The following is a 12,384-nucleotide window of genomic DNA, read 5'->3' as shown; positions in this document are numbered from 1 at the left end:
GGAGATTACTATGCTTCATTTACAAAAATATATCAATCAACCCGTGCAAGTAACGCTGTCTGGAAACCTTCCATTTGAAGGAATTATGATTGATAAAGGATCAGATATTATTGTATTGTACGATGGAGAAAAATACATGTATATCTCTAGTTTACACATTCAACACTTAACTCCGATAATTGACTCATTACAATTTGATAATCTGACAATTCCAGAATCTCTATTACCACAAGATATGATATCAACTGAATCCGCCATTTCGCTTCGAAAAACATTGCAAGTAGCAAAAGGACAATTTATTGAACTTGCATTATCATATGAACATTTCTTACATGGGTATGTCACTCATATTATGAATGACTATTTTGTCTTCCTCTCACCTGTCTATCAAACGTTATACATCCCATTTCATCACGTAAAATATCTTATTCCGTATAAAGAAGCAGAAACGCCTTATGGCTTAGAAAGAGAGAAACTATCGCCAGCACCCTCCAAACTTACGCTTGCTCGTACGTTTTCTGAGCAAATAAAAAAACTAAAACAACAAATTATCTTACTCGATTTAGGTGCAACAAATTATAAGATCGGAAAGTTAGTTGAAGTGACCGACAATCAAATTGAACTTATTACAGCACGTAACCAGCATTTTCATTTTAATTTACACCATATTAAAGCAATCCATTTTCCGTATCAAAATCATAAATAATAAAAGGGCTGACTCAAAAGAGGAAATTCTCCCCCTTTTAAGTCAGCTCCTTTACCTTTTAAGGTATCATCCAAGTTAAATAATAAGCTTGAATATATGTGATAATGCCGATGATTGTTACAAAGAATAAGCTATGTTTCAATGTGAAGCGGAATAAATCCGATTCCTTCCCAGCAAGTCCAACTGCCGCACATGCAATTGCAATCGATTGCGGCGAAATCATTTTACCTGTTACACCACCTGTTGTATTTGCCGCAACAAGTAATACTTCCTTTACACCTACTTGCTGCGCTGTAATTGCTTGCAAGTTTGAGAACAATGCGTTTGCAGATGTATCTGATCCTGTTAAGAATACCCCAATCCATCCAAGGAATGGTGAGAAGAATGGGAATAAGCTTCCCGTTCCCGCTAACGCTAATGCTAACGTTGATGAAAGTCCAGAGTAATTTGCGATAAATGCAAAACCAAGTACTAATCCAATTGATAGAATTGGCATTTTTAATTCTTGCAACGTTTCTTTAAATGTAGCTACTGCTTGTTTTGGACTCATTTTTAAAACAAACATTGTAATGATACATGCAATTAAAATTGCTGTTCCTGTTGCCGATAAAATATCAAGCTTCAATACAGCTTCATACGGCGTTGGTTTATTAACAATCGGCTCTGCCTTCATTACTAAATTATGCAGACCCGGAACTTTAAATTTAAACACTAAACTTTCAAGCGCGCCGCTTGGAACAAATAAACCTTTAAAGAATTTCTGGCTCCATATAACAACCATTACCGTTAAGATAATAAACGGTGACCATGCTTTTAAAACTTTTCCTGTTGTTAAATTCATTGTAGAACCAGCAGCTACCGTTGCCGCAGCTTCTGCTTGTCCTTTTCCAGAACGATAAATCTCCTTTGGTTGCCATACTTTTAAGAATAATGCTAAACTCACTAAGCTTACTAATGCCGATGTAATGTCTGGAAGCTCAGGCCCAAGGTATGTTGCTGTAATAAACTGCGTAACCCCGAACGAGCCGCCTGCTACAAATAATGCAGGCCACGTTTGTTTCACACCTTTTAATCCATCCATTAAAAATACGATGAAAAATGGAACAAATAATGATAGAAGCGGCAATTGATGCCCAGCCATTTGCCCTACTTTATGAGGGTCAATACCTGTTACTTGACCAGCTACTAAAATCGGAATCCCCATAGCTCCGAATGCTACCGGCGCTGTATTTGCGATTAAACAAAGCCCGGCTGCGTATAACGGATTTAAACCAAGTCCCGCAAGAAGCGCTGCTGTAATTGCTACCGGTGCCCCAAATCCGGCTGCCCCCTCTAAAAACGCTCCGAATGAAAAGCCAATTAAGATGACAAGTAAACGATGATCACTTGTAATAGAAAGAACTGATGCACGAATAATATCAAACTGTCCTGTTTTTACTGAGATTTTGTATAAAAACACTGACATAACGATAATCCACGCAATCGGCCATAATCCATAAGCAAAGCCATAACTGGTTGCTGCCATCGCCATCGTAAATGGCATTTTATAAACGAAAAGTGCAATTATAACTGTTAATACAACTGTAATAAATCCCGCAACATAGCCTTTCATACGAAAAACCGCTAACGCTAAAAAGAAAAATATAATTGGAATCATTGCAACCGCTGCCGAAAGCCAAATGTTACCTAGCGGATCATAAATTTGTGTCCATGTGCTCATAGTCCCTCTTCCTCTCTAGTATCCCCTGTTCTCTAACAATCATATAAGTAGACCACCAGGTCATCAGACCTTTATGTCTAAAAATAAAACGTTTAGGAAAACGTTTTCATCGATGTGCTATTTATACTTTATCATATTTTCCTTTATTTACAATCCTATTTTTCGAATTTTATTCACAATTTCTTTGTTCACTTCTTCACAATTGTGGTATGATTATATGTTCATTTTTTAATTACTTAATACATAAAGAAAATCTTCCTCTATCAAATTTCAACAAATGATAACCTAAACATAGGAAATAACAGCCGGAACTGATGCACTTGTTCAAATAGCAGTGTTGTTTACAGCTTTTCTAATTCGTGAATAGTAAAATAATATTTTCTCATACTAAAGTTGAAAACTGATTTTAGGAGGGATAGCGAATGGATAAGCAAGACCGAAATCAATCTGCTATTGACGAAGGGCGTAATAAAACAAAACGCGGCATTGAAGCAACAAGTGACGCAATGCAAAATGCTATCGATACTGTTGAAGATGCTGGAAAAGCAGCAGTTGATCGTATTTCTGAAGCAGTGAAAGATGTCACAGCTAGATAGTATATTTGTATATAAGGAACAAGGAGCTGGCCCAAAAGGCACATAAGTGCCTTTTGAAGTCAGTTCTTTTTTCCGTGTCCACCGATATATCGACGCTTCGACAGAATATATCTACCTTTCGATGATATTCAACATATGAGTAGTCGAGCCGCTGAACTGGATCTTACCGAAAAATGAACTTTTTTAGTCAGCTCCCTATTTTACTTTCAATATAATCCGGTATATATAAGAATAAAAGCACTTGCAGTGTGCAAGTGCTTTTACTATCTTCTCTTTCTCCGTTTGCGGTGCATCATCCTTTTCCGCCTTGTATTCACACTGTCCGCTATAATATGTAATGTGCTAGCAGCTATAACACCCAGTACAAACGTGACAATTCCTACCTCATGTGCCTTTGCAATCTCTGCTAGCTTTCCCTCTAACACCGTTTTATTTAACATGTATAAAAATGGTGAGAAAACAAGCAGCATGTAGAGAAGACGAATTAAATCACCGATAATAATTGTATGGGTAAGCGGTGATCGATGCGGCATCACAATTTGATATGGATACCAAAAGATTCGAAGTAATCCCCATTTCCGATAAGCGGCACTATGAATATCTAAATCGGGTGTTAAAAAATAAGTTCCAACAATAAATCCAATCGCAAACGTAAGCAAAAAATCAAAATTTGTTACCCCGTAAGAAACGAGCATAAATAATACAATAGGAAGAGAAACTAAGTTTATCTTCGTGTGTGTTTTTCCTGACGGCATATCCCATTCCTTCCGTTAGACGTTTCACTGCATTAATCTAACTTTTGATCGATAAGTGACGTATCCACATCAGAACCAAACCATTCTCCCAGTTTTGTACGCGCTTGTTCTTTCACTTCTTCGTCAACATACATAGCAGCTTGTACGAGTGCAGCTGTTAATGCGCCTAAGTCATCTGTATAACCAAGTCCAGCTACAAAATCAGGAATCGCATCAAGCGGTGCAATAAAGTACGCAAGAGAACCAACAATTACAAGCTTTACTCGTTTTGGAACATCTCGTTTTTGCAATACATAAAACAGGAGCAAACTAGTATAAATAACCGAATGTCCTGCCTTAATCGCCGCATATTTTACTTTATTCCAAAACGCTTCGACCGAAAATTTCTCTCTCACTATGAAATCTCCCCTCGTTATTCTTTTATACCGCTATTCGCGATCAATCTGTGACAAAATAAAGAAATTTGATAAGAGCACTTCATTAGCAGGAGAGGATTTCCTGCTAATGGAAATTTCATATTATTTCTATATATACCGAGTTTATTTACAACATAAGCAAACTTTACACACATACAATATAGTGTAGGTTCTAGCTTGGCAACGTTACTTATCATATGCTCTCATTATAACAAATAAGCACAAAAAGAACAAGTGTTCGTTTCATGTTTTTAAACTTTTCTCAATTTATAATACTTAATCTCACTACATATTCTTTCCCACTTTTGTTATATTTTTTAGTTGACGAGCATATAAACCAATGTTAAAGTTTTCACTGTCAGCTACAACGGAAAAAATACAAAAAAATGTAAGATTTCAGTGTGTTCCTAACAGCCAAATTTTGTTGTATAATACAAAAATGACGTTGTGCTTATGGAACAACATAGAAGCAGGAAAACAAAAGGTATGCATAGTTCAAGTCATATATGGATGTACGAAAGAAAAAAACTCTATCCATGGCAAAGAAAACTATGTATTTTTTATTTTAGCATTGTTCTCTCAAAAATTGACCAAGCCTGATAGAGAAAGGGTGAAAATGGATGAAGGAATCTTTGAAATTACAATTTCAAAACGTGCGATTTACGTTCTTTATCGCCATTACATTATGGTTAAAAACGTACATTATTACACGTACTAGCTTTGACTTAAAATTAGAATCTTTCATGCAAGAATTTATTTTATTTATTAGCCCATTAGCAACATCATTATTTCTAGTGGGTCTTGCATTATTTGCAAAAGGAAAGAAACGAAACTATATCGCACTCGGAATAGACTTTGTCCTTACCATTATTCTTGTTGGTAACGTAATGTTCTATGGTTTCTATAATGACTTCGTAACATTACCTGTACTTGGACAAACGTCAAACTTTGGTAGTCTTGGTTCTAGTGTAAAATCGCTCTTTAACTACAAGATTGTTGTTGCGTTTGCTGATCTTATCTTCTTCTTCATTCTTTTAAAGAAAAAGAAAGATTATGCAAAAACAGAGCGTGTTTCACGTCCAATGCGCTCACTATATTTTGTATCAACAATCGCAATTTTCTTTGCAAACTTAGGACTCGCAGAAACAGAGCGTCCTGAATTATTAACGCGTTCATTTGACCGCGTCATGCTCGTGAAAAACTTAGGTTTATATACACACCAAATATATGATCTTGGTTTACAAGCAAAATCAAGTTCACAAAAAGCATTTGCAGATGGAAGTAAATTACAAGAAACAGAAAACTATGTGAAGACAGTACAAGAAAAGCCAGATCCAAATATGTTCGGCGTAGCAAAAGGGAAAAACGTAATTGTTGTATCTCTTGAATCAATGCAAACATTCTTACTTGGTTCAAAAGTAAATGGCCAAGAAGTGACACCATTCTTAAACCAGTTCATGAAAGAAAGTTACTACTTTGAAAATTTCTTTCATCAAACAGGTCAAGGTAAAACATCTGATGCAGAGTTTCTTGTAGACAACTCATTATATCCATTAGATCGCGGCGCTGTATTCTTTACACACGGTAACAATGAATTTATTGCAACACCAGAAATCTTGCGTCAGCAAGGTTATTACACGGCTGTATTCCATGCAAATAACGCAACGTTCTGGAACCGTAACATCGTGTATCCAGCACTTGGTTACGATCGTTACTTTAACGAATTAGATTATAAAATTACACCTGAAACAAAATTAGGTTGGGGTTTAAAAGATATTGAGTACTTTGATCAATCAGTGGATATGTTAAAAAATGTTAAGAAGCCATTCTATACACGTTTCCTTACATTAACAAACCATTATCCATTTGATTATAACGAGGCAACAAAATTAATTGAACCTTATAACTCTGGTGACGATGTATTTGACAATTACGTAGTAACAGCTCGTTATTTAGACGAGGCGTTAAAACACTTTATTGAGCGTTTAAAAGCAGAAGGTCTTTACGATAACTCTGTTATTGTATTCTACGGTGACCACTATGGTATTTCTGAAAACCATAACCGTGCAATGGCACAGTTCTTAGGAAAAGAAGAAATTACAACATTTGACCATATGAACTTACAACGTACACCGTTCTTCATTCACGTTCCTGGTCAAAAAGAAGGTAAAACAATTACGGCACCTGCTGGAGAAATTGATGTAAAACCAACAATCCTTCACTTACTAGGTGTTGATACAACAAATGACATTCGCTTCGGGCATGACTTGTTTGCACTAGATCGAAAACCATTTGTCGTATTACGTGATGGAAGCTTCATCACAGATCAATACACGTACACAAATAACACATTCTATAACCGCCTGACAGGTGAAGTTGTGCAAGTACCAAAAGCTGAAGCACAGGCAATGATCGACCGTGCACAAAATGAACTGCACATGTCAGATAAAATTATTGAAGGCGACTTACTTCGTTTCTATGAAGGCAACAAAATAAAAACAGGTACAGTCAAAACAACCATTAAAGAAAAAAACGCTGAGTAATCAGCGTTTTTTTTTATGCGGTGACATCAATTCAAGAAAAATGCTACGTAATCATTACACAACCTTCACCAAAATTTTACATAAAATTCACGAAACATATCTATAATAAAACATATAAGCTTTGTCCCTAATAAACAAGCTATCCTCCTTATACAACGTTCTACAGTAGAACGTTGTTTTTTTGTATCATAAAGCAGGATTCTGTCTTTCAACCTTCGAATTTGTATGTGCAAACACTACTTGGAGAAGGAAGGGGAAAACATGAAGCCTGAACGCTTTGTATTATGGAATGGAAAAATGATTGATACAGAAAAAGAACAACCTCATATTGATTTAGAAGAGCGCGCTCTACAGTTCGGTGATGGCATATATGAAGTTATTCGTATTTACAAAGGTACTTTGCACTTATTAGATCCACATATAACAAGATTATACCGCTCTATGGAAGAAATTGAGCTATCCCTTACTCTCTCAAAAGCTGAGCTTATCTCATCCTTATACGAACTACTTGAAAAGAATCAATTTCAAGAAGACGGCATCATTTATTTACAAATTTCACGCGGTGTCAAACCTCGCGTTCATGCCTTCTCTTTTGATACAACTCCAACTATTTATGCTTACATTCGAAAAAAAGAGCGACCTGCTTTATGGATTGAATATGGAATTCGCGCGATTACAGAACCCGATATTCGCTGGCTTCGCTGCGATATTAAGTCATTAAATTTGTTACCAAATATACTAGCTAATACAAAAGCAGAGCGAAAAGGCTGCAAAGAAGCTCTTCTCGTTCGGAATGGCATTGTCACAGAAGGTAGTCATTCTAACTTCTTTCTTGTGAAAAATGGCATACTATACACCCATCCTGCAAACCATCTCATTTTAAATGGTATTGTTAGGCAATATGTTATATCGCTTGCCCATACATTACATATTTCCCTGCAAGAAGAATTATTTAGTATTCATGATGTATATAAAGCAGATGAATGCTTCTTTACAGGCACAACCTTTGAAGTAATGCCACTTACCCATCTAGATGGAACCCCTATTCAAAACGGACAAGTAGGTCCTGTCACAAAATTATTGCAAAAGACATTTATGCAAAGCTTTTCGACTTCCAACGCCTTTTTACCTTAAAAACGAATAATGATATATCTATTTCTTGTAAATATATAGATTTAATTCCCAAGATAAGGTGCAATTTAGCACCTTTCTTTTTTTATATCCTTTTTTACCATATATGGATTTTGTTATAAACATTGACATCAGTCGACAACCATTTTAGAATTTTTTATAGTTGGTAATTTTTTCATCACCTAAAACACAGACAGAAAGGAATCGACAAACTATGAAAAAATATCTTGCTGGTCTCGCAGCAGTGTCTGTAGCAGGTGCAGCAGTCCCAGCAATGGGAACAGCTCAAGCAGCACCTCCTGACCAAAATGCACAACAACCCGCAACGCAAACAGCTCAAGCAGCTCCAAAAAGTAATGCAAAATTCACAGTAAATGCAGACGTATTACACGTTCGTACAGGTCCTAGCACCTCTTATGACATTGCGTCTCGTGTATATGAAGGACAAACACTAAACGTAATTGGACAAGAAAACGGCTGGTACAAAATTAGCTATAATGGAAAAATCGGCTACGTTAGCGGCGAATTTGTAAATACAGGCTCTCAATCACAAGGCAATTCAACTGTTAAAGAAGCAAGTGGAAACTATACAGTAAATGTATCTTCCCTTCGTGTTCGTACAGGCCCTAGCACGTCACACACACAATTAGGCTCTATACATAAAGGACAAGTTGTACAAGTCATTGGTGAAGTACAGGATTGGTTCAAAATTAACTACGGTGGACAAAACGCTTATGTTAGCAAAGACTATGTAACAAAAGGCGGTTCTAATACAAACGTTGTACAAAATAACAACAATGTTACAGTTCAAACAGGCGGTACTTATGTTGTAAACGCTACATCTTTACGTGTTCGTACAGGCCCAGCTACATACCATAGTATCATTGGCGGCGTATTAAACGGACAAACATTAAACGTTATTGGCGCTGAAAATGGTTGGTTCAAAGTGAAGCACAACGGAAATACAGGTTATGTTAGCAGCGAATTTGTGAAATTTGTAAAAGGCGGTACTTCTACATCTAATCCGCCAGCAAACAACAACGGAACTTCATCTCAAGGAAGCGGAGAATATTACGTCAATGTAAGTGCACTAAATGTACGCGGCGGCGCTGGGATGAACTACGATGTAATCGGTGCATTGCCGCAAGGACAAAAAGTACAAGTACTTGCAGACGAATACGGTTGGAGCAAAATTAACTATAACGGCCGTACTAGCTATGTAGGAACTCGCTTCTTATCTAAAACACCTGTAAATGGTGCACAAAATAATAAACCAGCTGATAACAACAATAACAACGGAACTTCATCTCAAGGAAGCGGAGAATATTACGTCAATGCAAGCGCACTAAATGTACGTGGCGGCGCTGGGATGGACTACAGTGTAATCGGCGCGTTGCCGCAAGGACAAAAAGTACAAGTACTTGCAAACGAATACGGCTGGAGCAAAATTAACTATAACGGCCGCACTGGCTATGTAGGAACTCGCTTCTTATCTAAAACGCTTGTAAATGGTGCACAAAGTAATAAACCATCTGACAACAACAATAATAACAATACAAGCAATAACTCTCGTGATACTTCATCACTACTTGCATACGCACAATCAATGGAAGGTGTTCCATATGTATGGGGCGGCACTTCTGCAAACGGTGTTGACTGCAGTGGTTACATTTATCACGTATATAAAAAGTTTGGTTATTCAATCAGTCGTCAAAGCGTGGCTGGATATTGGAGCAGCTTCCAACATACATCTAACCCACAGCCAGGCGATTTGATTTACTTCAAAAACACATATAAATCTGGTCCATCTCATATGGGTATTTACCTTGGCGGCGGCAGATTTATTCAAGCTGGGGACAATGGAGTTAAAGTAGCATCATTAAGTAACTCATATTGGAGCAGCCATTTCTTAGGATATTCTAAGCCTTATTAATTAATAGTTTCAGAGCCTTCTAGATTACTAGAAGGCTCTTTTGTTATATATACAAATGGAGAAACCCCTCTTTTTTAGATGGACAAGAGCATCTGGCCATGCATAGAAGCGGTCAGGATCTTTTCCTGCCACGGGCACGGGCTAAAACACAGGGAGATAGCGAGTGCAGATCCTGTTTCGTTCTGCGTGGCAGCGATTCAGATGATGAAAAATAAAAATCAGTATATATATAAGGACAAATGGAAAAACTAATATAAAACCCTTTTCCTTTTAGATGGTTTTCCTGGCACGAGTTAAAACAAAGGAGGAAAGCGAGTGCAAATTACTTCTGTATAGCAGCAACTTATATGTTGAAAAATCAAAATGGATTTATATCTCAATTGTTCATCGTATATGTGTTTACTCCAATTATTGTTTTCCTATTCTGACTTTTTTACAGACGTTTGACCTCTGATGTCTGGTGTGATAAGTTACATAAGATAATGTTTTCAGAGAAACGGAGCAATTCTACTATTTGTAATGTTTCGATAATTCAGAGAGGAGATTTACAAGCATGAATGTTTTATGGGGAATTGGCGGCGTGCTTGGAATTTTGGTAATTGCAGTTTTACTGTCTTCCAATCGCAAAGCTATTAATTGGCGCACAATTTCAATTGCGCTTGCACTTCAAATTACTTTCTCCTTCATCGTCTTAAGATGGGACGCAGGAAAAGCAGCTTTAAAGCATGCTGCTGACGGCGTACAAACTCTTATTAATTTCTCGTATGAAGGAATTGGATTCATTGTTGGTGGTTTAGCTAACCCAAAAGGGCCTTGGGGCTTCGTCTTTATTATTCAAGCATTACTTCCAATTGTATTTATTAGTTCACTCGTAGCCGTATTATATTATTTTGGTATTATGCAATGGTTTATTACAATTATTGGCGGCGGGTTAAGCAAACTTCTTGGAACTTCAAAAACAGAAAGCTTAAATGCTGTTACAACTGTTTTCTTAGGACAATCGGAAGCACCGATTTTAATTAAACCTTACTTAGATCGCGTAACAAATAGTGAATTCTTCGCTATTATGGTGAGCGGTATGACAGCTGTTGCCGGATCAGTTCTTGTTGGTTATGCGGCAATGGGAATTCCACTTGAACACTTACTTGCAGCTGCTATTATGGCTGCACCTTCAAGCTTACTAATCGCAAAATTAATGATGCCTGAAACAGAAGAAGTAAATAACGACGTAGAGCTTTCTACAGAGCGTACAGATGCAAACGTTATTGACGCAGCAGCACGCGGTGCATCTGAAGGGATGCAACTTGTTATTAACGTTGCAGCAATGCTTATGGCGTTTATCGCATTAATCGCTGTATTAAACGGTTTACTAGGATGGATCGGTTCTTTGTTTGATATCAAATTAAGCCTTGACTTAATTTTTGGTTACATCCTTTCTCCATTCGCTATACTAATCGGGGTTCCGCCTCATGAAGCGATTCAAGCTGCTGGCTATATCGGACAAAAGCTTGCAGTAAATGAATTCGTTGCATACGGAAACTTAGCTAAGCATATGGCAGAGCTTTCTGATAAAACAAACATTATTTTAGCGTTTGCAATTTGCGGATTTGCAAACTTCTCATCTATTGCGATTCAATTAGGTGTGACAGGTACACTTGCTCCTTCACGCCGTCAACAAATTGCGCAATTGGGAATTAAAGCGGTAATTGCAGGTACATTAGCAAACTTCTTAAACGCTGCTGTAGCAGGTATGATGTTTTAATAAATCAACAAGTCCCTCTTAAGTTCATTTTTAACTTAAGAGGGACTTTTTATCTACACTTGATTCTTATCTATATCCATTTTAATTTTTCGACATATAAATCGCCGCTATGTAGAATACAACATAACCGCTACTTGCTTGCTTCCTTTGTTCTAACCTCGCATGTAGCAGGAGTTTCTATGCACGGCCAGATGCTCTCATCCTTCCCTAAAAAGAAAGGGGTTTTTTATTTCGTTTTTTAACTTATATATAGGAAAAGTTAAAAAAATAAGCGCAGAGCTGCCGTATGCTCTGCGCTTATTTTTAGCCGTAAAACTTATATATCGAACTAATACCCCTTAGTTGAAAGTTACTTCACGCCCATCCCCCAATGAACGTAATACTTTCTTATAATATATACGAAAAAAAGTGGATGCTACTTTTGCGAGACAAGTTGCTTTTCTCGCTCTTCTGTAGTTTTCTCTATTTTCTGCTCTGCGTTTTCATGTACCGCTCGTTGTGTAGCACGCTTTAAACAAATATGTTTCCACTTTCGTTCGTAACGTTTCATTATTCTTGATGTCCTCCCCTTGATTGCCATGAAACTTAAATTGAAATCGCTTACAGGAAATAATATAGCACATATAGAAAGAAGTGACAACACATTTTCGACACTTTTTTGTCAATATCATGCAAAATTAAGCATCGCATGCCTAACGATGCTTCCAATTCGTTCTATCTGCCTTCTCGCTTGCAATCATAAATGATATTTTACAAAGCCATTTATCTACTCACATATATTGAGAAACATTACTAACCAAGCCCTTCAATCATCTCATTTAC

10 protein-coding genes are annotated in these 12,384 nt (G+C 37.0%); 6 read left to right on the top strand and 4 right to left on the bottom strand.

Annotated elements, in window-relative coordinates; genetic code table 11:
• The first annotated feature begins 10 nt into the window (after nucleotides 1-10).
• Nucleotides 11-706: a DUF2642 domain-containing protein gene (locus WAZ07_RS07570; protein WP_336471958.1), complete on the top strand. Its 696-nt coding sequence runs from the start codon at nucleotides 11-13 to the stop codon at nucleotides 704-706.
• A 58-nt stretch (nucleotides 707-764) separates the two neighbouring features.
• On the opposite strand, the gene WAZ07_RS07565 is transcribed toward WAZ07_RS07570, so the two are convergent.
• Complete coding sequence (locus tag WAZ07_RS07565; RefSeq protein ID WP_336471957.1) at nucleotides 765-2,426, bottom strand: lactate permease LctP family transporter; 1,662 nt, start codon at nucleotides 2,424-2,426, stop codon at nucleotides 765-767.
• 422 nt (nucleotides 2,427-2,848) lie between these two features.
• Here WAZ07_RS07565 and WAZ07_RS07560 point away from each other — a divergent pair, with 422 nt between their 5' ends.
• Nucleotides 2,849-3,022: a hypothetical protein gene (locus WAZ07_RS07560; protein WP_170857764.1), complete on the top strand. Its 174-nt coding sequence runs from the start codon at nucleotides 2,849-2,851 to the stop codon at nucleotides 3,020-3,022.
• 263 nt (nucleotides 3,023-3,285) lie between these two features.
• On the opposite strand, the gene WAZ07_RS07555 is transcribed toward WAZ07_RS07560, so the two are convergent.
• Together WAZ07_RS07555 and WAZ07_RS07550 are read right to left on the bottom strand one after the other, a co-directional pair.
• Nucleotides 3,286-3,777 carry a metal-binding protein gene (locus tag WAZ07_RS07555; protein ID WP_336471956.1) on the bottom strand — a complete coding sequence of 164 codons (492 nt, stop codon included), beginning with the start codon at nucleotides 3,775-3,777 and terminating at the stop codon, nucleotides 3,286-3,288.
• A gap of 32 nt (nucleotides 3,778-3,809) precedes the next feature.
• The gene (locus tag WAZ07_RS07550; protein ID WP_336471955.1) at nucleotides 3,810-4,172 is read right to left on the bottom strand and encodes a YkvA family protein; all 363 of its coding nucleotides are present in this window, start codon (nucleotides 4,170-4,172) and stop codon (nucleotides 3,810-3,812) included.
• A 641-nt stretch (nucleotides 4,173-4,813) separates the two neighbouring features.
• On the opposite strand from WAZ07_RS07550, the gene WAZ07_RS07545 reads away from it, so the two are divergent.
• The 4 genes from WAZ07_RS07545 to WAZ07_RS07530 all read left to right on the top strand — a co-directional run bounded on the left by WAZ07_RS07545 (nucleotide 4,814) and on the right by WAZ07_RS07530 (nucleotide 11,562).
• Nucleotides 4,814-6,736: an LTA synthase family protein gene (locus tag WAZ07_RS07545; protein ID WP_090918054.1), complete on the top strand. Its 1,923-nt coding sequence runs from the start codon at nucleotides 4,814-4,816 to the stop codon at nucleotides 6,734-6,736.
• 261 nt (nucleotides 6,737-6,997) lie between these two features.
• Nucleotides 6,998-7,870 carry a D-amino-acid transaminase gene (locus tag WAZ07_RS07540; RefSeq protein ID WP_090918055.1) on the top strand — a complete coding sequence of 291 codons (873 nt, stop codon included), beginning with the start codon at nucleotides 6,998-7,000 and terminating at the stop codon, nucleotides 7,868-7,870.
• A gap of 211 nt (nucleotides 7,871-8,081) precedes the next feature.
• Nucleotides 8,082-9,800 carry a C40 family peptidase gene (locus WAZ07_RS07535; protein WP_336471954.1) on the top strand — a complete coding sequence of 573 codons (1,719 nt, stop codon included), beginning with the start codon at nucleotides 8,082-8,084 and terminating at the stop codon, nucleotides 9,798-9,800.
• Between the two features lie 553 nt (nucleotides 9,801-10,353).
• Nucleotides 10,354-11,562 (top strand): NupC/NupG family nucleoside CNT transporter, encoded by a 1,209-nt coding sequence (locus WAZ07_RS07530; RefSeq protein ID WP_336471953.1) that lies wholly within the window; start codon nucleotides 10,354-10,356, stop codon nucleotides 11,560-11,562.
• A gap of 415 nt (nucleotides 11,563-11,977) precedes the next feature.
• On the opposite strand, the gene WAZ07_RS07525 is transcribed toward WAZ07_RS07530, so the two are convergent.
• Complete coding sequence (locus WAZ07_RS07525; RefSeq protein ID WP_090918060.1) at nucleotides 11,978-12,112, bottom strand: hypothetical protein; 135 nt, start codon at nucleotides 12,110-12,112, stop codon at nucleotides 11,978-11,980.
• Nucleotides 12,113-12,384 lie beyond the last annotated feature (272 nt).

Source organism: Bacillus bruguierae (genome assembly GCF_037104725.1).
Classification (GTDB): domain Bacteria; phylum Bacillota; class Bacilli; order Bacillales; family Bacillaceae_G; genus Bacillus_A; species Bacillus_A bruguierae.
Note: the sequence above shows the minus strand (reverse complement) of the source record. Positions and strands in the feature narration are given on the sequence as shown.